Origin of the sequence: Pseudomonas sp. 2822-15 (assembly GCF_002742515.1) — a bacterium.
Lineage (GTDB): Bacteria > Pseudomonadota > Gammaproteobacteria > Pseudomonadales > Pseudomonadaceae > Aquipseudomonas > Aquipseudomonas salomonii.
In genome coordinates this window covers 350,787-376,180 of the sequence record NZ_LJRY01000183.1, presented here as the reverse complement: position 1 = coordinate 376,180, position 25,394 = coordinate 350,787, and the positions used below count along the sequence as shown (strand labels likewise).

Sequence of the window (25,394 nt, the reverse complement as noted above, 5' to 3'; positions counted from 1 at the left end):
TTCGATTGTCGAACAACATCCCGGACGAAGCACAAGAGGACTCGCCGGGTGACGAGAAATCTTGTTCCCTACGCAGGCGTTAACCTGATCAGGTTCAACGGGATCCGGTATTTACCGATCTCAGCCTTCCAACAAGGCACCCCGACAAGAACGCGGCCAGTCTAGACCATGGCGTGGGCAAATTGCCAATAGCGGTGTATTCAGCGTGATGAATGGCGTGATTGCGGGATTGTTGCGCAGGGTCAGCGCCACTACACTCGGGCGTCGTCACAATGCTTGACGCCAGGAATGGCCAGCCTTAGCCTTGGGCGCTTAATTACAGCCGTAATATTCACACTAGGGATCGCCTCATGCTGCGCAAACTCTCACTGGCTCTTGCCGTGTCTTGTGCGACCAATGGAATGGTCTGGGCAGCTGAAGCGCCCTTGTCCGCCAAAACCGACTTGGTCAGCGTCTACCAGGAAGCGGTGAACAACAACGCCGACCTGGCCGCCGCCCGTGCGCAATACGGCGCGCAAAAAGAAGTGGTGCCCCAGGCCCGCGCCGGCTTGCTGCCGAACCTGTCGGCCGGTGCCGACAGCAACAACGTGCGCACCCAGATCGACCAGCCGGCAGCCACCGTCAACCGTGACGCGCATTCCTGGCGCGCAACCCTGAGCCAGCCGCTGTTCCGCGCTGATCGCTGGTTCCAGCTGCAAGCCGCCGAAGCCGTCAACGAACAAGCTGCGCTGCAACTCTCGGCGACTGAACAGAACCTGATCCTGCAAAGCGCCGAAAGCTACTTCGCCGTGCTGCGCGCCCAAGACAACCTGGCCTCGACCAAGGCCGAAGAAAACGCCTTCAAGCGCCAGCTCGACCAGTCCAACGAACGCTTTGATGTGGGCCTGTCGGACAAGACCGACGTGCTGCAATCCCAGGCCAGCTACGACACCGCCCGCGCCAACCGCATCGTCGCCCAGCGCCAGGTGGACGACGCCTTTGAAGCGCTGATCACCCTGACCAACCGTCAGTACAACGCGATCCAGGGCATCGTGCACACCCTGCCGGTGTTGCCGCCGGCGCCGAACGACGCCAAGTCCTGGGTCGAAACCGCCGGCCGCCAAAACCTGAACTTGCTGGCCAGCAACTACGCCGTGACCGCTGCCGAAGAAACCCTGCGCCAGCGCAAGGCCGGCCACCTGCCGACCCTCGACGCCGTGGCGCAATACGAGAAAGGCGACAACGACGCGCTGGGTTTCAGCAACCCGAACCAGTTGCCCGTGCCGTACGGCGGTGATGTGTCCCAGCGCACCATCGGCCTGCGCCTGAATATCCCGATCTACAGCGGCGGTTTGACCAGCTCGCAGGTGCGCGAATCCTATTCACGCCTCGACCAGACCGAACAGCAACGCGAAGGCCTGCGCCGTCAGGTCGTAGAAAACACCCGTAATCTGCACCGTGCGGTGAACACCGATGTGGAGCAGGTACAGGCGCGCCGCCAGTCAATCATCTCCAACCAGAGCGCGGTGGAAGCCACGGAAATCGGTTATCAGGTGGGTACGCGCAATATCGTCGATGTGCTGGACTCGCAGCGCCAGCTGTACTCGTCGGTGCGCAACTACAACAACAGCCGCTACGACTACATTCTCGACAACCTGCGCTTGAAGCAGGCGGCGGGCACGCTCAGCCCAGGGGATCTGCAGGACCTGACGCGCTACCTCAAGGCTGATTACAACCCGGACAAGGATTTCCTGCCGCCGGATCTGGCCAAGGCCGCCGCCGAGCAGCTCAAAGCCCGCCCCGGGTATTAACAACACAGCAAAACCAATGTGGGAGCTGGCTTGCCTGCGATGCAGGCAACTCGGTACATCAGACATGCCCAGTTGATGCTATCGCAGGCAAGCCAGCTCCCACATTTTGGTCCGTGTTGGTTCAGTGATTGAGCAGTTTGTCCAAACCATCCAGTAAGCGCTTGAGCGCGCCCTGGTTGGCCTGCATCACCTTCAATCCCGCCTCTGCCATCTTGCGCGCATCCTGCGGCAGTTCGAACAACTGCCGCACAGCTTCGGCCAATCCTTGCGCATCATCCACCTCACGCAACGCCCCGGCTTCACGCATCATCGCGCTGATTTCAAGGAAGTTGAACAGGTGCGGCCCCATGATCACAGGCTTGGCCAGCGCCGCCGGCTCCAGTGGGTTGTGGCCGCCGGTGGGCACCAGGCTGCCGCCAACGAAGGCGCTGTCGGCCAGCGCATAAAGGAACAGCAGCTCGCCCATGGTATCGCCGAGCAGCACGGAGGTCTGCGCCGTCACCGGCTCAGCGCTGGAGCGGCGCACCGTGGCAAAGCCTTGTTGCCCGCACAACTCGAACACCGGGCCGAAGCGCTCCTGATGACGCGGCACCAGAATCAGCAGCGCATTGGGGTAGCTTTCGAGCAGTTGGCGATGGGCGGCCAGCACCACTTCATCCTCGCCTTCGTGGGTGCTGGCGGCGATCCACACCGGGCGCTCGGTGGCGCCCCATTGCTCGCGCAAGGCGGCGGCGCGTACCGGTAACTGAGGGTCGATGGTCAGGTCGAACTTGATCGAGCCGGTGACTTCGACAGTTTCCGGTCGCGCGCCCAGGCTTAGAAAGCGCTGGGCTTCGGTGTGTGTCTGCACCGCAAACAGGCTCATCTCGGCCAGCATCGGCGTGGTCAGTTTGGCGAAGCGCGCATAACCTTTGGCCGAACGTGCCGACAGCCGCGCATTGGCCAGCGCTACCGGAATACCGCGTTGAGCGCAGGCATGGATGTGGTTGGGCCACAGCTCGGTTTCCATGATCACGGCGAGCCTGGGCTGTACACGATCAAGAAAACGCTTGGCGGCGCAAGGCAAGTCATAGGGCAAGTAACAGTGCTGAATGCGCGGTTCATTGGCGAACAGCGCCTGGATACGCTCAGAGCCGGTGGGCGTCATGCAGGTGACGGTGATCGGCAGCGTCGGGTGGCGCTCCATCAGCCCGCGAATCATCGGCGCGGCGGCAATGCTTTCGCCCACCGACACCGCATGCACCCAGATCCCGCCCGGCTGCATCACCGGCAGGCCATAGGAAAACCGCTCGCCTATCCGTTTTGCATACGCCGGCGCCTTGCGCGCACGCAGCCACAGACGTAAAGCCACCAACGGCAGCGCCAGGTAAAACAGACAGCTGTAGAGAGTTCTATTCATGGCGGCGGAGTTTATCGGCTTTTTCAGTCGATCGCCTGCAAGCACTCGGCAAATCGCTCGGTCAGAAAGCGTGCGGCCGGGCCGAGATGCTCATCGCGGCGCCAGACCAGCTCCACCACCAGCGCCGGAGGCGTCCATTCGCTGTCCAGCTCGACCATCTGCTGTTGATAGGCCGGGTATTGCACGATGTGCCGAGGCAGCCAGGCCCAGCCCAGGCCACTCATCAGCCATTCGGCCAATACGTAGAAGCTGTCGGCACGCCACACCAAGGGGCTCGCGGCTTCGCTGCCGGGGTACACGCTGGTCTGGGTCGACATCAGCAATTGGCGAAACTGTGCCAGGCGCTGGCACGTCACGTAGTTGTCCTGGGCCAGCGGATGATTCACCCCGCACACCGTGACCATTTCCACACTGCCCACCACCCGCCGCTCAAGCGCTTCGGGGATCTGGTCGTGATAGAACAACAGGCCCAGGTCGGCCTTGCGCTCCACCAGCTTGCGCGCCACATCACCTTGCGCGGCGCTGGACAGTTGCACTTCCAGCAGCGGGTATTGCCGGGCCAGCGCCTCAAGGCTGTCGAGCACCGGCTGGAACAGCATGGCTTCATCCTGGGCCAGGCGCAGGCAGGCTTCTTCACCACGGGTCAGTGACAACGCCCTTCCATTGAGCCGTTCACATTGGCGCAGCACCTCGCGCGCCTCTTCCAGCAATACACTGCCGGCTTCAGTCAGGCGGGGCTGACGGCCGCTGCTGCGCTCGAACAGGCTCAAACCCAAGTCCGCTTCCAGCAGGGCGATCCCATTGCTCACTGCCGATTGCGCCTTGCGCTGCCCACGCGCCACCGCCGAAAACGAGCGCTGCTCGGCGACGCTGACAAACAGGCGCATCTGTTCCAGGTTCCATTGCACGCTCATGACTCAACCCATCTTTAAATCGGATAGGTAATGACTTTATCTCATCTCACGAAGGGTTAAAATGCGCACCTAATCAAGCCCGTATCACACCGAGGATTCCCCCATGAATGTTGCCTACGTTTACCTGGCCATTGCCATCTGCTCGGAAGTGATCGCCACCGTTTCCATGAAAGCCGTCAAAGGCTTGAGCACACCCATCCCGCTGCTGCTGATGATTGTGGGGTATGGCGTGGCCTTCTGGATGCTCACGCTGGTGGTGCGCACGGTGCCGGTGGGCATTGCCTACGCGGTCTGGGCCGGGTTGGGCATTGTAATGGTCAGTATCGCCGCGCTGTTTATCTACGGGCAGAAGCTGGATGTACCGGCCATGCTGGGCATGGGCCTGATTGTGCTGGGCGTGGTGGTGATTCAGCTGTTCTCGAAAACCGCCGGGCACTGACCGCCACGTAACAGCCTGTATACTGCGCCTCTTGTCTTGAACACTGAGGTCGCCGATGCCATCCGTTATTTCCACCGACGTTCTGATTGTCGGCGCCGGGGTTGCCGGCCTCTGGCTTAACGCACGCCTGCGCCGCCAGGGGTTTTCCACGGTGGTGGTGGAAAGCGCTACCTTGGGCGGCGGGCAAAGCGTGAAGTCCCAGGGGATCATCCACGGCGGCGCGAAATACGCCCTGCACGGCGCCCTCACCGGTGCGTCCGAAGCCATTGCCGACATGCCGCGCCGCTGGCGCGAAGCCCTGGCGGGTAACGGCGAGCTGGACCTGACCGGCGTGCGCTTGCTCTCAGAAGCCCATTACCTGTGGTCGCCCGGCACGATCGCCGGCAACCTCACCAGCTTCTTCGCCAGTAAAGCCGTGCGTGGCCGCGTCGATCAGGTAAAAGGTGACGAATTGCCGCCTGCCCTGCAAGACCGGCGCTTCAAGGGCAAGGTCTATCGCCTGGCCGAACTGGTCATCGATGTGCCCAGCCTGATCGAGCGCCTGGCGCAACTGGCCGGCGACGGCCTGCTCGCCGGGCAACATATCGAACCGCTGCTGGAAGGCGACACGCTGGTGGGCCTGAAGGTCGATGGCCGCGAGATCCGCGCCCAGCGCATCGTGCTGAGTGCCGGTGGCGGCACGGCAGATCTGCTCAGCGCGCTGGGCCTGAGCCAGCCGGCCATGCAAACCCGCCCACTGCATATGATCATCGCCAAAGGCCCGGGCCTCAAGCCGCTGTATGCGCACTGCCTGGGCGGCGGCACCAAGCCGCGCCTCACCATCACCACTCACCCGGCTGCCGACGGCAACTGGGTGTGGTACATGGGCGGCGATATCGCCGAGGCGGATGGCGTGGCCCGTACACCACAAGAGCAGATCGCCACTGCGCAAAAAGAGCTGGGGCAGTTACTGCCGTGGATCGACATGAGCCAGACCCAATGGGCCACCCTGCGTGTCGAGCGGGCCGAGCCGCTGCAATCGGGTCTGAGCCGCCCCGACAATGCCTTCCTCGCCGAGCAAGGCCGCCTGCTGGTGGGCTGGCCGACCAAACTGGCGCTGGCACCGGACTTCGCCGATCGCGTAATCAACGCCCTCGAACGCGACGGCATCCGCCCAAGCGCCAGCGACGCGCTGCCTGAATTTCCAAAACCGGCCCTCGGCCAGCCTGCCTGGGAGCAACTGTTGCCATGAGCCTGCCAACCCTGCACGACCTGCATCGCCCGCTGGGCAGCACCGGCCTGCTGGTTTCGCCGCTGGGCCTGGGCACCGTCAAGCTGGGCCGTGATCAAGGGGTGAAATACCCCAACGGCTTCCAGATACCCAATGATGACGAAGCGCGGATGTTGCTGCGCCAGGCCCGGCAGCTGGGCATCAACCTGATCGACACCGCGCCGGCTTACGGCCGCAGTGAGGAACGCCTGGGGCCGCTGTTGCGCGGTCAGCGCAACGATTGGGTGATTGTCAGCAAGGTCGGCGAAGAGTTTGCCGACGGCGTGTCCCATCACGATTTCAGTGCCGCGCATACGCGGATGTCCATCGAGCGCAGCTTGAAACGACTTGAAACGGATTTCATCGACCTGGTGCTGGTGCACTCTGATGGCAATGACCTGCATATCCTCAACGATTGCGAGGTTTATGAGACCCTGGCGCAGCTGAAAAAAGAGGGCAAGATCCGTGGTTTCGGCTTCTCCGGCAAAACCGTCGACGGTGGCGTGAAGGCTCTGGAACAAGGTGATTGCGCGATGGTCACCTACAATCTGAATGAGCAGGCCGAGAAAGCCGTGATCGATTACGCCGCCGCCCACGGCAAAGGCATCCTGGTGAAAAAGGCCCTGGCCAGCGGCCACGTGTGTCTTGAGCCAGGAATGGATCCAATTCGCGCCAGTTTCATGCTGTTGTTTGCGCAAACGGGTGTCGCCAGTGCTATTGTCGGGACCATTAACCCGCTGCACCTGGCCCACAACGTGGCGACCGCTGCCCAAGTCATTCGTCAACTCTGATGCCGCCCACGCGGCCGACCCCGTCGCAAGAAGGAGCCGACATGCCGCGAACGCTGATTAGAAAAAACCCCAGCAACTTCAAGACACTGCCGCTGCACGTCGAAGCCACCCCCGAAGGCCTGAGTTACCAGAGCGTGGGCATGCCGCTCAACTTCGCCCAGACCCTGCAACGGCGCAAACCGGTGGAAGTGGCAGACTCTGAACGTTTCGCCCTGGAATTGGCCAACCTCGGCGTGTCGGTACGCCTGACCCTGCATTGGCAGAACAAGGATTACTGGGTACTGGTGCGCCAGCGCCGCCAGGACCGTGGCGACGTGGTGCTCAAGCTGATCTCCGGCTACGTACCCGCCCACGAACTGAACCTGCCGCTGCACACCGCCATCCAGGAAATTGCCGAAGAATGCCTGCTGGAGACACCCGAAGGCTGGCTGGGCGGGCGCTTCAATGACACCTGGCTGCCCGCGCCCTACTCCGCCGCCCTGCATTACCGTGAAGCCCTGCCGTTTCGCTTGAGCCCTCTGTCCGGCGCCGCCCGCCCGGTGCGCTGCGCCACCATGCAATTGATCGAGCGCCCACGGGCGTATGTGCATTTGCCGACCGCGTCGCTGCAATTGATTTATGACTTGCGCCTGGAAGTCCCCAAGGAAGCCAAGTCCTTGAGCCTGTTCCATGTGGATGAACGCCTCGAAGGTGACCAACTCGTGGCGCGCCTGGACCGTCAGCGGCCCGACCTGTACCTGATGCCGCTGAAGGATGGCCAGCCGCTGGCCGAGCTGTACACCGTCAAGAAAGACCAGCTGTATCCGGCCAGCACACGCGGCTTGTACCTGGCGGAAAGCTTCGCCCAGCAGGAAGGCTGGCTGGTGCGCGATGAGCGCATTCGCTGGAAGGATTGGCTGCGTCAGCAAGGCTTGGCGGAGCCTGAGAAGGAGTCGAAGTTGAAGCGATTGGCGCAGCGGGTGCTGCGCAAGATCGTGCCGAAGAAGAAGGCCAAAGGCTAAAGGCACCTACTTATTGGGCTGCCGTGCTGCGATCCAAATGTGGGAGCGGGCTTGCTCGCGAAAGCGGAGCGTCAGTCGATGCATATGTGACTGAACCACAGCATTCGCGAGCAAGTCGAATCGTCGCACCGCCGCTCCCACATTGGAATGCATCAAGCCTTTAGGAGCCGCTCCAGGCCGACCTTCAGCGGCGTAGGCTCAGGCAGCGCAAAGCTCGCCAACAAGCGCTGGTTATTCGCCCGCGAATGGCGGATATCACCCGAGCGCGCCGGCCCGTAAGTGATCACCGGCAACCGCCCCACCACTTCTTCCAACGCCTGCAACACCTGCTTGAGCGTGGTCGTGCGGTTCCATCCCACGTTGATCGCGCCCAATGGCGCTTCGGGCGCTTCGATGGCCTGGACCAGCACATCCACCAGGTCTTCCACGTACATGAAATCCCGGGTTTGCTCGCCGTCGCCAAACACGCTGATCGGCACACCCTGCTGCACGCGTTCGCTGAAGATACTGATCACGCCGGAATACGGCGATGACGGATCCTGGCGTGGCCCGAAGATGTTGAAGAAACGGAAAATCACCGGCTCCAGGCCATGCTGGCGGCGATAGAAATCGAAATAGTGCTCACCCGCCAGTTTGTCCGACGCGTAAGGCGTCAGCGGTGCCTTGGTGGTCTCTTCGTCAATCGAAGCGCCCTCGCCGTTGTTGCCATATACCGCCGCGCTGGAGGCAAACACCACACGCTTCACGCCGGCCTTGCGCATGGCTTCGCAGACATTCAGGGTGCCGACGAAATTGCTCTGGTGCGTGCTCACCGGATCATCCACCGAAGCCTGCACTGAGGCCACTGCGGCCAGGTGCACCACGGCGGTGGCGCCAATGGCAGCTTGCGTCACCAGCTCGGCATTGGCGACATTGCCTTCAATCAGTTCTACGCGGGGGTTACCCAGCGGCAGATTGCTGCGCTTGCCGGTGGACAAGTCATCCAGCACCCGCACGGCATAGCCCTTGGCGAGTAGCGCATCGACCAGGTGCGAGCCGATAAAGCCGGCACCTCCAGTGATCAACACCCACTTTTGAGCATTACTCATTGTTGCGGATCTTCTCGACAATGGCCGTGGTCGAGCTGTTTTCAACCAACCCCAGCACTTTGACCGTACCGCCGTAGGCGCTGACGATGTCGGCCCCCACAACCTGGTCGACAGAATAGTCGCCACCCTTGACCAACACGTCCGGCTTGACCTGGGCCAGCAGGTTTTCCGGGGTGCCTTCAGAGAAGCTGATCACCCAGTCCACCGCACCAAGACCGGCCAATACGGCCATGCGGCGATCGACACTGTTGATCGGACGGCCGGGGCCTTTCAAGCGGCTCACCGAAGCGTCGTCGTTGACCGCCACGATCAGGCGGTCGCCTTGGGCGCGCGCCTGTTCCAGATAAGTCACGTGGCCGGCATGCAGGATGTCGAAGCATCCGTTGGTGAACACGATGCTTTCTTTGTGGGCACGGGCGTCGTCAATGGCCAGCAGCAATTGCTCGATCCCCAGCACGCCGCGCTCCGAGCCTTCGGAGCGCTGGATCGCACGGCGCAGCTCAGGCGCGCTGATAGCCGCGGTACCCAGTTTGCCGACCACAATGCCCGCCGCCAGGTTGGCCAGGGCCACGGCGTGGGGCAGTTCTTCACCGGCCGCAATCGAGGCGGCCAGGGTGGAGATGACCGTGTCACCGGCACCGGTGACGTCGAACACTTCACGGGCACGCGCGGGCAAATGCATCGCCGGGTGGTCAGGGCGCAGCAGGGTCATGCCGTGCTCGCCACGGGTGACCAGCAAGGCGCCCAGGTCGAGGTCGGCCATCAGCGCCGCGCCTTTGGTCACCAGCTCATGCTCATCGGCGCAACCGCCGACAATGGCTTCGAACTCGCTGAGGTTTGGCGTGATCAGGCTGGCGCCCCGATAAATCGAGAAGTCCTTGCCCTTGGGATCGGCCAGAACCGGAATGCCACGGGCCTTGGCGGCCTGGATCAGCATCTGGTGGTTTTTCAAGGCGCCTTTGCCGTAGTCGGACAACACCAGCACCTTGATACCTTCGAGCAACGCGTCGACCTGACCACTGAGGGCCAGGGCGTCGGTGGCGAAGGGTTCTTCGAAATCGATACGCAGCAATTGCTGGTGACGGCTCATGACCCGCAGCTTGACGATGGTCGGCTGATGGGCAATGCGCTGGAACAGCGCACGCACGCCGGCACCGCGCAGGCTGTTGGCCAGGCTGTCGGCGGCTTCGTCGTCGCCGGTCACACCCACCAGGGAGGCCGGGGCGCCGAGGGCGGCAATATTGAGGGCAACGTTGGCAGCGCCACCTGGACGGTCTTCGATTTGCTCGACCTTGACTACCGGTACCGGTGCCTCAGGGGAAATCCGTGAGGTACCGCCATGCCAGTAACGGTCGAGCATGACATCGCCGACCACCAAGACAGGGGCTTGATCGAATCGCGGCATGGACAACTTCATGGAGCAACCCACATACAAAATGAACAGGGGCGCGATATTAGCACAGGGTTATGGGAGGCTTGTGGAGGGTGTGCACAGAAGATAGTGCGACGAGTCTGCCATTGAATCCACCGAGGAACACATGTGGGAGCGGGCTTGCCCGCGATGGCGGTGAATCAGTCGAAACATTCGGTGACTGACACTGCGCTATCGCGGGCAAGCCCGCTCCCACAAGGTTCAGGTGATGTCGGCCGGCACCGGGGCATCCAGGCCCATGGCATGCAGGCGGGCGTAGTAGCCGTTCTGGGCCAGCAGCTCGGCGTGGCTGCCGCGCTCGACAATCCGGCCGTCGTCCATCACCAGGATCAGGTCGGCCTTCTCGATGGTGGACAGGCGGTGGGCAATCACCAGGGTCGTACGGCCTTGCATGACTTTGTCCAGGGCCGCCTGAATGTGCCGCTCGGATTCGGTGTCGAGGGCCGAGGTGGCCTCGTCCAGAATCAGCAGTGGCGCGTTCTTCAGCAAGGCCCGGGCGATTGCCAGGCGCTGACGTTGGCCGCCGGACAGCAGCACGCCGTTCTCACCGACCTGGGTATCGAAGCCTTTGGGCAACTGGTCGATGAAGTCTTTGGCGTAAGCATCCGCAGCCGCCGCTTCAACGTCGGCCCGTGGCGCGCCGGCCAGGTCGCCGTAGGCGATGTTGTTGGTCACGGTGTCGCTGAACAGCGTGACATGCTGGGTCACCTGGGCAATATGCTTGCGCAGGTTGAGCAGCTTGTAGTCTTCGACCTCTACGCCGTCGAGCAGGATCTCGCCGCTTTCGTGGTGGTAGAAACGCGGGATCAGGCTGGCCAGTGTGGACTTGCCGCTGCCGGAACGGCCCACCAGGGCGATCATCTGCCCGGGCTCTGCGGTGAAAGTGATGTCCTTGAGCACATGGCGCTCGGTGCCTGGGTAAGTGAAGTTCAGGTTACGCACTTCCAGACGGCCGCTGACCTTGTCGCGCTCGACGCTGCCGCGATCCACTTCCTGCTCTTCGTCCAGCTGTTCGAAAATGCTTTCAGCACCGGCCACGCCTTTCTGGATGGTCGAGCTGACTTCCGACAGTTGGCGGATCGGCTTGGGCAACAGCCCGGCCAAGGTGATGTACGCCACCATGTCACCGGCCGATGCGTCACCACGAAGGTAGAGCACCAGGAACATCAGCACCGCCATGGCGGTGTAGATCACCAGTTGCAGCAACGGGGTGTAGATGGCCCCGGTGCGGGTCATACGCAGTTGCTTGTCGGTGTTGCCCTGGCTGGCCTTGAAGAAGCGTTTCTCTTCGTAGACTTCACCGCCGAAGCTGCGCACCACGCGATAGCCCTGGATGGTTTCCGAAGCCACGTGGGTCACATCACCCATGGCCACCTGGATTTTCTTGCTCTGCTTGCGGAATTTCTTGCTGGCCGTGCTGACCATCACCGCAATCAACGGCAGGATGGCGATCATCACCAGCGTCAGGCGCCAGTTCATGAACAGCAGCGAGGCAAACAGGAAGATCACCGTCATGCCTTCACGGATCACCACCTTGATGGCATCGGTGGCCGCGCCCGTCACCATGGTCACGTTGAAAGTGATGCGCGAAATCAGGTGCCCGGAGTTGTGGTTGTCAAAGTAGCGGTTGGGCAGCGTCAGCAGGTTGTTGAACAACTGCACGCGCAGGTCATGGACCAGGCCCAGGGATACCTTGGCCAGCAGGTAGTTGCCCAGGAACGAACCCAAGCCCTGCCAGGCAGCGATCAAAATGATCAGCAACGGCACGGCTTGCAACAATTTCATGTCACGCAGGAAGGGTACGCTGGGGAACAGCACGGCGTCAGGGTTGGATAGGCCGTCGACAAAGTACTTGAGGATGTACCCCAGCATAGGCTGGGTCGACGCGAAAATCAGAAATCCGACGATACTCAACGCGAACAAGCCGGCGTAGGGCTTAACGTACATGAGCAGGCGGAAGTATATTTTCAAGCTCGAAGGGCTTGCGCTCGGACTGGAGTCGGTCATATCACGCGGCGTTTTGAAAAAGGAGGCTGACTTTAGCACAGCTTCTCTGTTGTACTTGCACCCGACGTAACCCGCGGCCCGGCGGGATCCAAAGGGCGACATTATATAGCCACTGTCTTAACATGGTCGGCTTTCTCTATTCTGGAACGGCTTTACTGTATGCACTCCAAGCGCCTTACCTACGGCACAAATCGCGTTTTCGACTTCCTGGTCCTCTGGATTTTGCCCATTGGCTTGCTGTTGCTTTTGAGTTCGCTGTTCTTCGTCAACAATCGCAATGTGATGCATCGCGGCTTCTACATTTTCTTCGCGCTGCCGGCCTTGCTCCTGCTGTGCCTGCGCCCACGGGAACTCAAACAGTTACTGCTCGAGCCGCTGGTGCTTGCCTTCACGGCGTTTTGCGCATGGGCCATGATCACGGTGCTCTGGAGCCCGGAGCCCACTGGCGACTCGAACCTGTTCAAGATCCCGCTGCAGACGTTCATGCTGTTTGCCGGCTGCGGGCTGCTGCTGCATTACCGCAATGACCTGTTCAAGCCGATCTTCTTCAGTGCCGCCATGATTGCGCTGGTGGTGACGCTGTTGAACCTGGTGGCATTCGTCAAAGGCTTTGCGCCAAGCATGCGCATGATTGGCGGCCTGGGCGCCCTGGACAACCCGCTGCTCAGTTCCCACCTGTTCGGCTTTTTCTGCGTGTATTGGCTGTACCTCTGCGTCACCACCAAACGCTTGCGCATACTGTGGCTCAGCGCACCGGCCCTGGCGGTCATGGCCCTGGCAATTCTGGCCACCGGTTCCAGGACGCCATTGGTTGCACTGGTAATGGCCGTCCTCTGGATGGGCCTGCTCAGCCGCAATCGGCGCTCGGCGCTGATGATTGCCGCCCTGGTGCTGGCGGCCGCCGGCCTGCTGCTGTTTTACCCGCAACACATCACCGAGCGCGGCAGCTCATTCCGCTTCGAAATCTGGCAAATCATCCTCGACCGCATCTCCGACCATCCATGGCTCGGCCACAGCTACGACTCCGAACTCTATGTGAAACCTGCCAACTACGATTTTGAACCGCTGCGCGAACCCCACAGTTTTGCCTTGGGCGTGCTTTATTACGTCGGCATCATCGGCTTTATCCCGTGGATCTTCATGCTGGGCCGCGGGCTGTACGCAGGGCTTAAGGAACGCGCGCAGCCGCTGTTTATCCTGACCTCCTCTCTGCTGGCCTACGGCATCGGCGCGGGGCTCACCGAAGGCGGTGGCATCCTGTCGCGGCCCAAGGAGCACTGGTTCCTGCTGTGGATCCCCCTCGCCCTGATCGCCGGCCTGAGCATCGCCAAGCGGCGCCATAGCCTGCTGCGCATTGTGGTGAGCACGCCCAAGCCACAGGCATTCAAAGCCCTGTGCGAAGGCGCTCATATCGTCGAGGAAGATGGCCTGGGGCCCAAAGTCCTGCGCCTGGGCGATGGCAGCTTCCTCAAGCTGTTCAGGGCTCGACGCTGGTACACCTCGGGCACATTCAATCCGTATTCGGAACGGTTTGCCTGCAACAGCGAACAGCTGCAGGCACTGGGCATTGTGTCACCGCCGATCCTTGACCTGTACAGCCTGCACGACGGCAGCACCGCCGTGCGTTACCAGCCACTGCCGGGCCTGACGTTGCGCCAGGCCTTGCAAAGCCTGGACAGCAGCCTGCGCGAATCGCTGATCGAACGGTTTGGCCGGTTTATGGCCCAGCTGCATGAACGCGGCGTGTACTTCCGCTCCCTGCACCTGGGCAATGTATTGCTGCTGGAAGACGGAGAGTTCGGCCTGATCGACGTGGCGGATATGCGCGTCTATCCATCAGCGCTGCGCAACACCCTGCGCCAGCGCAACCTCAAGCATATGCAACGCTATTCGCAGGATCGCAATTGGTTGTTCGAAGCGCACTTTGAGCAATTGGCCAAGGGCTATGCCTCGGTGGCTTCGCCGCACGCCACGCAGAAAATCCGCGAACAGGTGCTGACACTCGCGCGCCCGGCGGCCTGAGGCCGTATTCGGCACAGATAGATGTGGGAGGGGGCTTCCACAGTTGACCGCATGCAGTTTTAGAGCTGCCCTTCTGTGGGAGCTGGCTTGCCTGCGATGCAGACACCTCGGTACATCAGGTACACCGAGTTGATGCCATCGCAGGCAAGCCAGCTCCCACATTTAGATCGCAGTACACCCAGCAGAGGTGTACTGCCCTGCTCTTGGTATCAGTCTTTTTCCAGCGGAGAAAAATACAGGCGAGCCAAACCGCGCCACGTCTTCTTGTTCCAGGCCCGAAACGGGATCTGCGCCAACAGCTCCCGCGCCAACGCACGATTGCGGTTGGAGGTCTTGAGGAACATGGAACTGAGGAATTTGTAACGCACCTCGTCGTACAGCGGGTGATCACTGAACAACGCGTATGAGCGCAAAATGTTATCGATCATGAATCGATGATTCTTGTACGAATTGGTGGCGTGCTTGCGGTAGCGCGCCATCACCACGTTCAAACCATCGATGAAGTACCCGGCGTGGGTAATCTTCAACTCGATCAGCAAGTCTTCCAGGCGAATCTGCGGGTCAAACCCGCCGACCTTTTCCAGCGCTTCACGCCGGATCATCAGCGTAGGCGCCGGCGGGTAAGGTTTGCGCTCCAGGAACATATCGTCGAAATCCAGGCGTCGAAACGGCACATCACGGCGCTGACGCTTCTCCGGAAACAACTCACCCTGGGAGTCGATCAGCTCGATATTGCCCGCACAGATTCCCACCTCAGGCTTGCCATCCATATAGGCCACCTGAGTCGCAATGCGCTCGGGCATCATGATGTCGTCCGAACCGAACGGCACGATCAGCGGCCCCTGGGACCGGGCAATCGCGCCATTGAGGGTGTTGGTCAGCCCCTGATTATGCTGCACACGAAAGTCGAACGCGTGATGTTCCTGCAGGCGACGGATGCGCTCGACACTGTCGTCTGTCGAGCCGTCATCCACCACCAGCAGTTCGATGTTGGGATAGGTCTGGTTCAATACACTGAGGATACTTTCCTCAATGTAGGGCGCGTGGTTATACGACGCAATGATCACCGTGACCAAGGGCTGACTCTGGTTCATACATTCTTCCCGCGTGCTTGAGCCAAGCCTGAATCGATCAGCTCCAGGTACTCCTGGCGGAATACCTCAATGTCGTGTTGCGCCTGAAGGTACTGGAAGGCCTGCTCGCCTTTTTGTGCGAGTGCCTCGTCGGACAGCGCCAGGTAAGTGTCCAGCGCCTCGGTCAACTGGGGCACGTTGGCCGGCTCCACCGCCAGGCCACCGGCGCCTTCGATCAACGGCAACATGGCCGGCACGCTGGAGGCAATCACCGGCAGGCGGCCGCTCATGCCTTCCAGCAGCGCCAGGCCCAGGCCTTCTGCGAGCGAAGGCATTGCCCAAATGTCAAAGGCACGCACGTATTGCAGCGCATTTTCCTTAAAGCCCAACAAGTGCACGCGCCCATCCAGGCCAAGGCCCTGGATTTGCGTGGCCAGGTTGGCCTCTTCGCGCCCGGCGCCAATGATCGCCAGCTGCGCGGTTGGGTATTTTTCTTTGAGCGCCGCGAACGCTTGCAGCAAATAGATGTGGCCCTTGACCGGCACCAGCCGGCCCAAGGCACCGATCAAGCGCACCGAAGGGTCGATGCCCAGCAACTCGCGCGCGCGCGTGCGTGAATGCTGCAAGCCTTCGGCCTGTTCGATGTCGATGGCGTTGGTAATGGCGTAGGTATTCTGGTCGGTAAAACCGCACCGGCAATCGAGCAGGTACTGCTTGACCGCCGGCGACACGCCGACAAAGCGCCAGTGCGCGTCGATCCAGCGCTGCGCCTGCTTCCGCCGGTACAGGCGGTCATACTCGCCAAAACCGTGGGAGATGCCGATGCACAGCGGGATCTTCAACCAACGGTTGAGCTGCAACATCATGTTGACCGGCTTGAAGCGGTTGCACACCACCACATCGAACTGTTCGCGGCGGCAAAACTTATACAGTTGCCACATGGCGCGCAGCCGCAAGCCTTTGAGCGACTTGTCGGAAAACTCGAAGTAGACCGACTTGGCCGCCCGGCTGACCGGTTCGCCAGGCGCCGGCTTGCCACGCAGGAACGCGGCGGTGACCTCGTAGCGCTCGGCAGGCAATGCCTTGACGATCTGCTCGGCCAGGTCGGCAAAGTCATGGGATTTAACATTGTAGTCAGGCTGCAGTTGCAGGACCTTGAAACGCCGACTCATAACTCTCCTCGATGGAAACCTGTGGCATCAACCACCCAGGCTGTTTCAGCCGCGAGCGTCTCGACGTACTCGGCGTCAGGCTCCGGTAGCAACGGCCATTGATTACGCTTCCAGCAGACAAAATGGAAATACGGAAATTCCCGTTCACCATCCCTGTCGTTGGTCAGGCGGCCCTTGTTCCAGAACCATTGATGCGGGAAGCAATCACTGCCGTCGTGCCATTTGATCACACCACCGGGCGTACTGAACGCCTCGGTGAACTCACTGCGCCGACGCCATGGGTTTAACTTGCCGACCAACTCGAACAGCGGCTTGGGGAAATTCTTGCGCCACAGGAAAATCCGACTGAAGGCGCCTTCATCCAGCGCATGATGCGCCTGATCGGTAAAACGCGCCTCCCAATCCTTGATGCGCATGAACGCATGCCGCTTGCGGGGCGTGTTGCGCATCAGGCACAAATGCCCGGCGACCCGTCGCTCATGGGTTGAGAACAAGTCATAGCTGGCCAAGCGCTCGGCGGTGAAATACTCGCGCAGGTTGCCGTAGATCAGGTCCAGATCGCCAAACGCCCAAAAATCGTAACCGTTGAGGCGGTCAGCGTGGATATGCCCCAGCGCCGGCTTGATGTCGCACAGCTTGTACGGCGCCTGGGGCGCAAAATTGATGTACAGCCGCTGGGAAACCAGCGTGCAGTAATCGGCAAAGGTGATGCTTTCGATGCGGACATTGTCCGGCACACTGGCCGGCATCGGGCAGTCGCTGAACAGCAACCAGTCAATGTCGGCGTTGTGGCGGCAGCTTTCGAGAAAAAACGGCATCCAGAATGGCCAGCGGCCAAAGTAAGGAATAATGAAAAGGATGCGGGGGCACGGATTGCTCAAGGGGGACTCACTGTCATTTGGTACTGGGGCACGCTACGCGCCACCACGTTGCTTAACGTTACTTGTGCTTGATGAACCAAAAGAGTTCATGACGCCGAATGGCCTTGCGGAAAAACTCGTTCTCACCCCACGGCGAGACGGCCCTTCCAGCCAGCAGACGCTGTATGACTCGCCGCACCCGCCGTTTGAACGGCATCTGCGGTTGCAAGTCATGCATCATGCCCAGCGACATGGCCTTTTCACACTGCCGCTCCTCCGATACTGGCAGGCAATATGGTTGCAAAATGTTAGAGGAATCGAAGCATGGCGGCAAAGCGACACTATTGCCCGAATCCCCCATCGGCCAGCGGTCGTTGTCATGCAGGTGGTTGGCGTAGCCGAGCAAGGTAGTCGGCTGCCATTCCAGGCCCTGCAAGGCTTCCAAGACAGCTTGCTGCGCGCAGATATGGTCGGGGTGCGGATCGATCACCGGATGCGGCAACACGATGACCTCAGGACGCGCCCTCAACAGCACGGCACGCAGGTCCGCCAGCAGGTTGTTCCAGGTCGGCTGGCCGTCGGCATCGGCGGGCAGTGGGAACGGGTTGAATTGGCGAAACAGGCGAATATCGCTCAACTCGGCTTCCCGCGACGCAATGGCGCGCCCAGGCTCAGCTTTCATCGCCGCCAACTGCAGGCAAAAGTACCCGAGCTGAACGCAGTGTTCCGGCGGCACGCCAGCCCAGCGCGGCACGGCAATACTGTCCCAGGCTCGCAGCCGGCCCTTGAGGCGTGCCGCTTCAGGCTTGCCCAGGCCCATGTGCTGATAATGCTCGGCTTCGATCTCACCGGCGGTCAGCGTCACAATCCAGGGCTGTGCGGCCTGGCTGTACAGGCCAAAGGCAGCCAGTTCGGCGTCGTCGGCATGCGGTGCAATCACCATCACCCGCTGCTGACGCACATCCGGCTGGCGGAATACCGACAGCACAGGCTCACCCTGTACTCGGCAAAACCGGCCACGCAACGGCAACTGCCCAGCCAGCAAGGCTTGCGCCTGGCCGGTGAGGTTGAGGTAGCGCAGGCCGTTGACGCCGCGCTCGAACACCTGGCGGTCGCCGCCCGGTAACGCGACATAGGGGTCGATAAAGCGTCCGAGCAGGTTGCTCTTGAGCCGCAGTGCGAGGATCAAGGTCTCATCACCCGCCAGCTCCAGCGCCTGGCCGAGCACCAAACGGCCCTTGTCCAACGTTACCTTGGGTTGTTCGGTATCGGCGGCAAATTGATACTGATAGTCGTCCTTGGGCGAGTAAAACAAGTGGTCGGCAAACCAGGCTTCATGGGCCACCCAGGCCAGCACCGCCAACAGCAGCGGCAACCACCAGGCCACCAGCACACCCACCGCAATAAGCACCAGCAGGCTGACCAGCAGCCCGATGCGCTTATTGCGGCGATGGCGCTTGAGCAGCGCCTGCTTGCGGCTTGTCGAGGCACTCATACGGTGAACACCGGCACGGGGTTGCACCAGCGGTCCTTGTACTCACGGTCCGCGCGGCCGAACGAAAAGCGCAGGGGCTTGCCGACTTCCCGCGCCTGTTCCCAGGCACTTTGCGTATTGAGGAAGCTCAGCACGCTGCCGGGGCTGAAGGCACGGGTTTCGGGGTCTACGCCGCCATTAATGTATTCGACGCTGACCCACTGCGGCGCTTCAACGCGATACACCAGTTGCACGGCAATCGGCGCATCGTTGAGGAAAATCACCGATCCGATCAGCCACTCACGCAGCAACTCGATCACCTGCGCCATGTGCGCGGCACCGGTGGCCGCGAAGCCCCAGCGGCGCTGGAACAGGTCGCAGTAGATCGCCGCCAGCTCGGCGCTGGAGAAGTCCTGCACCGGCCGCACCACACCGCCCGCCTCTTCCAGCAGGCGCAATTCACGGCGCTGGTTATAGCGAAACTTTTTCGACAGTTCTTCAGGCGTACGCGCCATGGCCAACTGTTCGGCCTGAAGCTTGATACCGGTAAAACGGCCTTCATTGAGGGCCGACAGGTAACGCGCGCGATGGCGCAGCGGCGCCTGGGCATCAACGGCGGCGGGCAGGATCAACTCGGCGTTGCCGAGGTCGAACAAGCCTTTTTTGCCATTGCGCTTGAGCACCTCCTTGGACAACGCCAGGTCGCGCCCCCAGGTCGCAATGCAGGCTTTAAGTTCGCCGCCCTGCTCCCAGGCCAAATAGCGCACCGGAATTTCGGCCAGCCCGGCCAGACGCTCGACCACCTGCGGATGGGTGGCGACACTGCCGCCAAAACGCTGCCAGGCATGGCTGTAGGTCGGCGCGTCAACCACCGACCAACCGCGCTCGCGAAAGCCTTGGAATCGATTGAGCATCAAGCCCTCGCGGTCAGTTCGGTGACAGCAGGCAACTGCCAGAAGGTATCGCGCACGGCCTGATCCGAAAACCGCTGGTGCAGGCGCTCAAGCATCATCTCGGCGCACTGCTGGTGCTGCTGACGATCCATCGCGGCCAAATGCCGAAGGCCCTGCCCCAAGTGGTCGGCATCGCCAAACGGAAACAGGATGCCCACGCCTTCAACCACTTCCCGCGCGCCGCCACACGAGGTGGCGAGCAGCGGCACGCCAGCGGCCATGGCCTCCAGCAGCACCATGCCGAACGGCTCATGGTCGGAGCTGAGGGCAAAGACGTCGAATGCACGGAAATACCGGCGCGCATCCGGCACCTGGCCGAGGAACAGTACCTGTTCGGCAATGCCCAGCGCGCGGGCCAGCGACTTGAGGTCTTGCTCCAGGCGGCCGGTGCCGAGGATCGCCAACCGGCTCTGCGCCGGCAAATGCGGCAAGGCCAAGGCAAAACCTTTGAGCAAGGTGGCTTGGTCCTTGTCCGGGTGCAGGCGGCCGACATTGCCGACCACCCACTCATCCGGCGACAGCCCCAGGGCATCACGCGCCTCATCGGCCGACACCTGCAACGCTTGCATGGCCTGCACATCGATGCGGTTATACAAGGTCTGGATACGGGCCGCCGGCCAGGCCGGGAGGCAGCGGCGCATATCGTCGCGCACCGCATCGGACACACCGAGCAGGCTCAAGCGCTTGCTGAAAATCGAAGCAAACAGCTTGCGGCTGCGGCGCTGATAATCACCAAAGGCGTGATGCACGCCGATCACCGGCAGGCGTGTACCGAGCAAGGCGATGTAGATCGGCTTGAAGCGGTGGGCAATGCAGAAACTGAAGTTGCGCGATGCGGCGATCTTGCGTAATTCACGGATGGCGCCCAGCTTGAGGCCACGAATGGCCTTGGAGCTGAACTCCATGAACAGCACTTCATCAGAGGCGCAACCGGCGGCGACATCGGGGTCGGCGACCCCGGTGAGAAACACCGTGGTCACCTTGTAGCCGGTGCCTGCGAACAGGCTGGCGTACTGCCGCGCGCAGTCCAGGAACGGCCCGTCATAGCCGTGGCAGAACTGCAGGACGTGGCGTTCAGCCGACCGAGTCATAAGGGTCCACGCCGTCTTTGACGACCAGGATGTCTTCCATGATCAGGTATTGCAGGTCGGAGCCGAAGAACATGTTCAGCGCGTCGGTCGGCGAGCAGATCATCGCCTCGCCACGGCGGTTGAGCGAGGTGTTCAGCGACACGCCGTTGCCGGTCAATACTTCCAGCTCTTTCATCATGTCGTAGTAACGCGGGTTGTATTCGCGCTTGAGCACCTGGGCGCGGGAGGTGCCATCTTCATGGACCACTTCCGGTACGCGGGTTTTCCACTCTTCGGACACTTCAAAGGTGAAGGTCATGAACGGCGCCGGGTGATCGACCTTGATCATCTGCGGGGCCACGGTGTCGAGCATCGACGGGCAGAAAGGCCTCCAGCGCTCGCGGAACTTGATCTGGTGGTTAATGCGGTCGGCCACGCCGGTCGCGCTTGGGCAACCGATGATCGAACGACCGCCCAAGGCACGCGGGCCGAACTCCATGCGGCCCTGGAACCAGGCCACCGGGTTGCCGTCGACCATGATCTTGGCGATGCGCTTGGGCATGTTTTCGATCTTGCGCCATACCGGCTTGCTTTCGTGCTTGGCGCACGCGGCAATCACGTCTTCGTTGCTGTAGGACGGGCCGAGATAGACGTGCTCCATCTTCTCCACCGGCACACCACGGGCGTGGGACACATAGGCCGCGGCGCCAACCGCGGTGCCGGCATCGCCGGACGCAGGCTGCACGAACAGCTCTTTCACGTCATCGCGGGCAATGATCTTCTGGTTCAGCTTGACGTTCAGCGCGCAACCACCGGCAAACGCCAGCTTGCCGGTGTCCTTGAGGATGTCGCCCAGGTAGTGGTCGATCATCTGCAAGGCCAGTTTCTCGAACAGCGCCTGCATGCTGGCCGCGTAGTGGATGTAAGGCTCGTCGGCGATGTCGCCTTCGCGCTTGGGCCCCAGCCACTCGATCAGTTTCGGCGAGAAGTAGAAACCCTTGCCCTTCTCTTTATAACGGCGCAGGCCGATGACGTTGGCGTAGTCGGTGTTGATCACCAACTCGCCGTTTTCAAACGAGGCCAGGCGCGAGAAATCGTATTTGCTGGCGTCACCATAGGGCGCCATGCCCATGACCTTGAACTCGCCGTCGAGCATCTCGAAACCGAGGAACTCGGTGATCGCGCCGTACAGGCCACCCAGGGAGTCCGGGTCGTAGAATTCCTTGATCTTGTGGATCTTGCCGTTTTCGCCGTAGCCGAAGAACGTGGTGGCGTACTCACCTTTGCCGTCGATGCCCAGGATCGCGGTTTTTTCCTGGAAACCCGAGCAGTGGTAAGCGCTGGAGGCGTGAGCCAGGTGGTGTTCAACCGGTTCGATCTTGATTTTCTTCGGATCGAAGCCCAGTTGCTCCAGGCACCAGACGATCTTGTTGCGGTAACGCTTGTAGCGACGGTTGCCCATCAGGATCGCGTCAAGGGCGCGGTCCGGGGCGTACCAGTAACGCTTGGCGTAGTGCCAGCGCGCCTCGCCGAACAGGCTGATCGGGGCGAACGGAATCGCCACCACGTCAACGTCGGAAGGCTTGATGCCGGCTTGTTCCAGGCAGAACTTCGCCGATTCGTAGGGCATGCGGTTCTTTGCATGTTTGTCGCGTACGAAGCGCTCTTCTTCGGCGGCCGCGATCAGCTTGCCGTCGATATACAGGGCTGCGGAAGGATCATGGCTAAGGGCGCCGGACAGGCCAAGAATCGTCAATGCCACTGGGGTCTAGCCTCTTTTAGTCTGCATGCAGGCGGGTTGCGCCTGAAAAAAGTGTGCCTCCCGCCTGAGCGAGAAACAGCTAAAGGGCGGGATTATAACTTAAAAGCAGCAGGAAGCTGTTAGCGGCAAGCGGCAAGCGGGTTACGAGTAGGTCTCGGTGCTGCCGTCCTTGCTTCGGCGCATGATGATCCCCGTGGCTACGAGCGACCGGGGCGCCAGTAAATGCCCATATTGCCCAGCGTGCCCTGCTGGTAGATCGTATAGGGCAGCACCACGGTATCAACAATACCCGAGGCGGTCATATCCACCAGTATCACCGGCACCAGTACGCCCGTGATGTCCGGAGGCGCGTTGAGCAGGCAAAAGTTGAATGCCAGGCCGCTATAGGCACGGGGAATGGACTCGCAGTAGGTTTTTTGCTTGCGCAACTCGCGGGTCGCTGACAGATCATCGCGAAAAACCGTGTTAACGGTTCCGCACCCACTTAACGCCAATGAAAACGCCCCCAGTGCAGCCGCCAGTTTTGTGCCCATCGCCAACCCCTCGAATAGTCGTCAGCCACGCTAGCATCGGGATGCTGTGAGCCCCCAGATCACAATGTCCCAATGTTTCGTGGGAAATATCCCGAGCAACAGCACTAACCAACTGGTTAAACTCTCGCCTCTTTTGCGCGTTTACAGCGTTAAGCGCCACAGATTCCGGCTGACTGATGAAAACCCTCGCCCGCTTTACCCTTCTGCTGCCCGGCCTGTTCGCCGTGTGCGACACCGCCGTGGCTGAAGACACCGCCCTGGTCCTCGACCCCAGCGTCGTTACCGGCTCACGCAGCGCCAGCCCGACGTTCGGCCTGCCGTACTCGGTCGACAGCATCAGCCATGAGCAGATCAGCGACGGCCAGCTCGGCATCAACGCCTCCGAGGCCTTGTCCCGCGTGCCGGGCCTGGTGGTGCAAAACCGCCAGAACTACGCCCAGGACCTGCAGATTTCCTCCCGTGGCTTCGGCGCGCGCTCTGCGTTTGGCGTGCGCGGCATCAAGTTGATCGCCGACGGCATCCCGGCCAGCACTCCGGACGGCCAGGGCCAGGCGGCCACCTTCAACCTCGACACCGCCGAGCGCATTGAAGTGCTGCGCGGCCCGGCCGCCACCTTGTATGGCAGCAACGCCGGCGGCGTGATCCAGATGTTTTCCCGCGACGGCGAAGGCCCGCCACGCATCGGCGCCGAAACCCTGGTGGGCAGCGACGGCCTGAGCAAAAACCACCTTACCGCCGAAGGCGCGGCGAACGGTGCAGGTTTTGTGCTCGACGCTTCGCGCATGGACACCGATGGCTATCGCGACCACAGCAGCGCACGACGCGACCAGACCTTTGCCAAGCTCAACGTGCAGCCGGATGACGACAGCAAGTTGGCGCTGATCTATAGCAGCCTGGAACAAAACGGCACGCAGGATCCGCTGGGGCAAACCTGGGAAGCCTACAAAGCCGACCCGCGCTCGGTCGCGCCGGCTGCGTTGCAGTACAACACGCGAAAAAGCATCGATCATCAGCAATTGGGCATAAATTACGAACGTTATATCGGTGATGCGACGTTGCAGGTAAACGCGTATACCGGGCGCAGGAGTGTGATTCAGTACCTGTCGATTCCGGACAAGTTCGCCAGTGGCGCGCCCAACCCGGCAAACGCTCGCGGCGGCGTGGTCGCGTTCGACCGCCAGTTCTACGGTGGCTCGGTCCACTGGCTGCAACCCATCACCAGCGCCCTCGGCGAGTTGACCTTGATCACCGGCCTCGATTACGACCGCAGCCAGGACGACCGCCAAGGCTACTCCAACACCCTGGATGGCGTGCACGGCGTCAAAGGCGCCCTGGGCCGTGACGAGATCGACACCGCCACCAGCCTCGACCCGTTCGTGCAGGCCAACTGGCTGCTGGGCGACTGGACCCTGCAAGCCGGCCTGCGCCACAGCAGTATGAAGATGGACGTGGACGACCACTTCACCAGCGACGGTAATGACAGCGGCAGCAAGACCTACCAGAAGAACACGCCTTCGGTCAGCGTGATGTACGCCTTTACGCCGGACCTGCATGGCTATGTGAGCGCGGGCAAAGGCTTCGAAACCCCGACCCAGGCGGAGTCGGCGTATTCGAGTAGCGCCAATGGCTTTAACTTTGCGCTCAAGCCGTCGGTCAGCAAACAGTATGAAGTCGGCCTGAAAGCCAAGCTTGGCCAGGACACGCGCCTCAACGCTGCGCTATTCCAGATCACGACTGACGACGAGTTGGTCGTGCAGCAATCCAGCGGCGGTCGCACCACCTACCAGAACGCCGGTAAAACCCTGCGCCGAGGCTTCGAGCTGGGCCTGGAAAGCCAACTCGGCGAACAGTGGAGCACCACCCTCGCCTACACCCGCCTGCAAGCGACCTACAACAGCGACTTTACCAACAGCGGGAAGGCTATCGACAAGGGCAACTACTTGCCCGGCGTGCCGCAAACCACGCTCTTCGCCGAGCTGAACTGGAAACCCCGCGACTGGGTCAGCACCGCCCTCGAAGGCCTGTACCGCAGCAAGGTCTACGTCGAAGACACCAACCAGCAACGCGCCGCGCCGGGTTACAGCGTGTTCAACTGGCGGGCGCGCTTTGAGCAGAAGGTGGAGCACTGGACCTTTCACCAGACGGTGCGCCTGGATAACTTGCTGGATCGCCAGTATGTGGGTTCGGTGATTGTGGGGGACGGCAACTTCCGCTACTACGAAGCGGCGCCTGGAAGGTCCTGGTATGCCGGGGCCGGGGCTGAATATCAGTTCTGATGATCGTTCCCACGCTCCGCGTGGGGATGCATCCCGTGACGCTCCGCGTCACCTTGCACGTGGCTTGAGGAGCGGGACGCAGAGCGTCC

Annotated in this window: 20 protein-coding genes and 1 riboswitch; of the genes, 7 read left to right on the top strand and 13 right to left on the bottom strand. The window is 61.5% G+C overall.

Annotation, left to right across the window (positions count from 1 at the left end):
• Positions 1–48: 48 nt before the first annotated feature.
• Positions 49–154: riboswitch (TPP riboswitch) on the bottom strand.
• A gap of 196 nt (positions 155–350) precedes the next feature.
• Positions 351–1,790 (top strand): TolC family outer membrane protein, encoded by a 1,440-nt coding sequence (locus AOA59_RS13785; RefSeq protein WP_065930696.1) that lies wholly within the window; start codon positions 351–353, stop codon positions 1,788–1,790.
• 121 nt (positions 1,791–1,911) lie between these two features.
• Here AOA59_RS13785 and waaA read toward each other — a convergent pair whose 3' ends face one another.
• Both waaA and AOA59_RS13775 read right to left on the bottom strand, forming a co-directional pair.
• Positions 1,912–3,189, bottom strand: coding sequence for a lipid IV(A) 3-deoxy-D-manno-octulosonic acid transferase (gene waaA / locus AOA59_RS13780; protein WP_099487876.1), 1,278 nt, complete (start codon positions 3,187–3,189; stop codon positions 1,912–1,914).
• A gap of 23 nt (positions 3,190–3,212) precedes the next feature.
• Positions 3,213–4,103: a LysR family transcriptional regulator gene (locus AOA59_RS13775; RefSeq protein WP_056860549.1), complete on the bottom strand. Its 891-nt coding sequence runs from the start codon at positions 4,101–4,103 to the stop codon at positions 3,213–3,215.
• A 103-nt stretch (positions 4,104–4,206) separates the two neighbouring features.
• Between AOA59_RS13775 and AOA59_RS13770 the strand changes: the two genes are divergently transcribed.
• From AOA59_RS13770 to AOA59_RS13755, 4 genes are read left to right on the top strand one after another with little or no spacing between them, the layout of a single operon-like run.
• Positions 4,207–4,542 (top strand): multidrug efflux SMR transporter, encoded by a 336-nt coding sequence (locus AOA59_RS13770; protein ID WP_017138493.1) that lies wholly within the window; start codon positions 4,207–4,209, stop codon positions 4,540–4,542.
• Positions 4,543–4,597: 55 nt separating this feature from the next.
• Positions 4,598–5,773, top strand: coding sequence for an FAD-binding oxidoreductase (locus tag AOA59_RS13765; protein WP_099487875.1), 1,176 nt, complete (start codon positions 4,598–4,600; stop codon positions 5,771–5,773).
• Positions 5,770–6,582: an aldo/keto reductase gene (locus AOA59_RS13760; protein WP_069786837.1), complete on the top strand. Its 813-nt coding sequence runs from the start codon at positions 5,770–5,772 to the stop codon at positions 6,580–6,582. The genes AOA59_RS13765 and AOA59_RS13760 overlap by 4 nt, the downstream gene beginning before the upstream one ends.
• Before the next feature lie 41 nt (positions 6,583–6,623).
• Positions 6,624–7,583, top strand: a complete 960-nt coding sequence (locus tag AOA59_RS13755) for a hypothetical protein (RefSeq protein WP_056860552.1) — start codon at positions 6,624–6,626, stop codon at positions 7,581–7,583.
• Between the two features lie 152 nt (positions 7,584–7,735).
• On the opposite strand, the gene AOA59_RS13750 is transcribed toward AOA59_RS13755, so the two are convergent.
• The 3 genes from AOA59_RS13750 to msbA form a co-directional block, all read right to left on the bottom strand.
• On the bottom strand, positions 7,736–8,671 hold the full coding sequence (locus tag AOA59_RS13750; RefSeq protein WP_099487873.1) for an NAD-dependent epimerase/dehydratase family protein: 936 nt from the start codon (positions 8,669–8,671) through the stop codon (positions 7,736–7,738).
• Complete coding sequence (hldE, locus tag AOA59_RS13745; protein ID WP_017138498.1) at positions 8,664–10,088, bottom strand: bifunctional D-glycero-beta-D-manno-heptose-7-phosphate kinase/D-glycero-beta-D-manno-heptose 1-phosphate adenylyltransferase HldE; 1,425 nt, start codon at positions 10,086–10,088, stop codon at positions 8,664–8,666. The genes AOA59_RS13750 and hldE overlap by 8 nt, the downstream gene beginning before the upstream one ends.
• A gap of 216 nt (positions 10,089–10,304) precedes the next feature.
• Complete coding sequence (gene msbA, locus AOA59_RS13740; RefSeq protein ID WP_017138499.1) at positions 10,305–12,110, bottom strand: lipid A export permease/ATP-binding protein MsbA; 1,806 nt, start codon at positions 12,108–12,110, stop codon at positions 10,305–10,307.
• A 159-nt stretch (positions 12,111–12,269) separates the two neighbouring features.
• Between msbA and AOA59_RS13735 the strand changes: the two genes are divergently transcribed.
• Positions 12,270–14,132: an O-antigen ligase family protein gene (locus AOA59_RS13735; protein ID WP_099487871.1), complete on the top strand. Its 1,863-nt coding sequence runs from the start codon at positions 12,270–12,272 to the stop codon at positions 14,130–14,132.
• 209 nt (positions 14,133–14,341) lie between these two features.
• On the opposite strand, the gene AOA59_RS13725 is transcribed toward AOA59_RS13735, so the two are convergent.
• From AOA59_RS13725 to AOA59_RS13690, 8 genes are all read right to left on the bottom strand, one after another.
• The gene (locus AOA59_RS13725) at positions 14,342–15,226 is read right to left on the bottom strand and encodes a glycosyltransferase (RefSeq protein WP_099487869.1); all 885 of its coding nucleotides are present in this window, start codon (positions 15,224–15,226) and stop codon (positions 14,342–14,344) included.
• Positions 15,223–16,377, bottom strand: coding sequence for a glycosyltransferase family 4 protein (locus AOA59_RS13720; RefSeq protein ID WP_099487868.1), 1,155 nt, complete (start codon positions 16,375–16,377; stop codon positions 15,223–15,225). Before AOA59_RS13720 ends, AOA59_RS13725 begins: the two co-directional genes overlap by 4 nt.
• Positions 16,374–17,258, bottom strand: coding sequence for a DUF6625 family protein (locus tag AOA59_RS13715; RefSeq protein ID WP_069786832.1), 885 nt, complete (start codon positions 17,256–17,258; stop codon positions 16,374–16,376). Before AOA59_RS13715 ends, AOA59_RS13720 begins: the two co-directional genes overlap by 4 nt.
• A gap of 58 nt (positions 17,259–17,316) precedes the next feature.
• On the bottom strand, positions 17,317–18,732 hold the full coding sequence (locus AOA59_RS13710; RefSeq protein ID WP_099487866.1) for a PIG-L deacetylase family protein: 1,416 nt from the start codon (positions 18,730–18,732) through the stop codon (positions 17,317–17,319).
• Positions 18,729–19,625: an antimicrobial resistance protein Mig-14 gene (locus tag AOA59_RS13705; RefSeq protein ID WP_099487864.1), complete on the bottom strand. Its 897-nt coding sequence runs from the start codon at positions 19,623–19,625 to the stop codon at positions 18,729–18,731. Before AOA59_RS13705 ends, AOA59_RS13710 begins: the two co-directional genes overlap by 4 nt.
• A complete protein-coding gene (locus AOA59_RS13700; protein WP_099487862.1) occupies positions 19,625–20,755 on the bottom strand; it encodes a glycosyltransferase in 1,131 nt (376 codons plus the stop codon). Before AOA59_RS13700 ends, AOA59_RS13705 begins: the two co-directional genes overlap by 1 nt.
• Positions 20,739–22,496, bottom strand: coding sequence for a carbamoyltransferase (locus AOA59_RS13695; protein ID WP_017138507.1), 1,758 nt, complete (start codon positions 22,494–22,496; stop codon positions 20,739–20,741). The genes AOA59_RS13700 and AOA59_RS13695 overlap by 17 nt, the downstream gene beginning before the upstream one ends.
• Before the next feature lie 197 nt (positions 22,497–22,693).
• Positions 22,694–23,029 carry a YceK/YidQ family lipoprotein gene (locus tag AOA59_RS13690; RefSeq protein WP_065930710.1) on the bottom strand — a complete coding sequence of 112 codons (336 nt, stop codon included), beginning with the start codon at positions 23,027–23,029 and terminating at the stop codon, positions 22,694–22,696.
• A 176-nt stretch (positions 23,030–23,205) separates the two neighbouring features.
• Here AOA59_RS13690 and AOA59_RS13685 point away from each other — a divergent pair, with 176 nt between their 5' ends.
• Entirely contained in the window at positions 23,206–25,305 is a 2,100-nt protein-coding gene (locus tag AOA59_RS13685; protein WP_099487861.1) for a TonB-dependent receptor, read from the top strand.
• The last annotated feature ends 89 nt before the right edge of the window (positions 25,306–25,394 follow it).

Bases quoted from the DNA above. Each gene is read 5' to 3' on its own strand.
- AOA59_RS13785 (WP_065930696.1), top strand. From the start codon at position 351: ATGCTGCGCAAACTCTCACTGGCTCTTGCCGTGTCTTGTGCGACCAAT.
- waaA (WP_099487876.1), bottom strand. From the start codon at position 3,189: ATGAATAGAACTCTCTACAGCTGTCTGTTTTACCTGGCGCTGCCGTTG.
- AOA59_RS13775 (WP_056860549.1), bottom strand. From the start codon at position 4,103: ATGAGCGTGCAATGGAACCTGGAACAGATGCGCCTGTTTGTCAGCGTC.
- AOA59_RS13770 (WP_017138493.1), top strand. From the start codon at position 4,207: ATGAATGTTGCCTACGTTTACCTGGCCATTGCCATCTGCTCGGAAGTG.
- AOA59_RS13765 (WP_099487875.1), top strand. From the start codon at position 4,598: ATGCCATCCGTTATTTCCACCGACGTTCTGATTGTCGGCGCCGGGGTT.
- AOA59_RS13760 (WP_069786837.1), top strand. From the start codon at position 5,770: ATGAGCCTGCCAACCCTGCACGACCTGCATCGCCCGCTGGGCAGCACC.
- AOA59_RS13755 (WP_056860552.1), top strand. From the start codon at position 6,624: ATGCCGCGAACGCTGATTAGAAAAAACCCCAGCAACTTCAAGACACTG.
- AOA59_RS13750 (WP_099487873.1), bottom strand. From the start codon at position 8,671: ATGAGTAATGCTCAAAAGTGGGTGTTGATCACTGGAGGTGCCGGCTTT.
- hldE (WP_017138498.1), bottom strand. From the start codon at position 10,088: ATGAAGTTGTCCATGCCGCGATTCGATCAAGCCCCTGTCTTGGTGGTC.
- msbA (WP_017138499.1), bottom strand. From the start codon at position 12,110: ATGACCGACTCCAGTCCGAGCGCAAGCCCTTCGAGCTTGAAAATATAC.
- AOA59_RS13735 (WP_099487871.1), top strand. From the start codon at position 12,270: ATGCACTCCAAGCGCCTTACCTACGGCACAAATCGCGTTTTCGACTTC.
- AOA59_RS13725 (WP_099487869.1), bottom strand. From the start codon at position 15,226: ATGAACCAGAGTCAGCCCTTGGTCACGGTGATCATTGCGTCGTATAAC.
- AOA59_RS13720 (WP_099487868.1), bottom strand. From the start codon at position 16,377: ATGAGTCGGCGTTTCAAGGTCCTGCAACTGCAGCCTGACTACAATGTT.
- AOA59_RS13710 (WP_099487866.1), bottom strand. From the start codon at position 18,732: ATGAGTGCCTCGACAAGCCGCAAGCAGGCGCTGCTCAAGCGCCATCGC.
- AOA59_RS13705 (WP_099487864.1), bottom strand. From the start codon at position 19,625: ATGCTCAATCGATTCCAAGGCTTTCGCGAGCGCGGTTGGTCGGTGGTT.
- AOA59_RS13700 (WP_099487862.1), bottom strand. From the start codon at position 20,755: ATGACTCGGTCGGCTGAACGCCACGTCCTGCAGTTCTGCCACGGCTAT.
- AOA59_RS13690 (WP_065930710.1), bottom strand. From the start codon at position 23,029: ATGGGCACAAAACTGGCGGCTGCACTGGGGGCGTTTTCATTGGCGTTA.
- AOA59_RS13685 (WP_099487861.1), top strand. From the start codon at position 23,206: ATGAAAACCCTCGCCCGCTTTACCCTTCTGCTGCCCGGCCTGTTCGCC.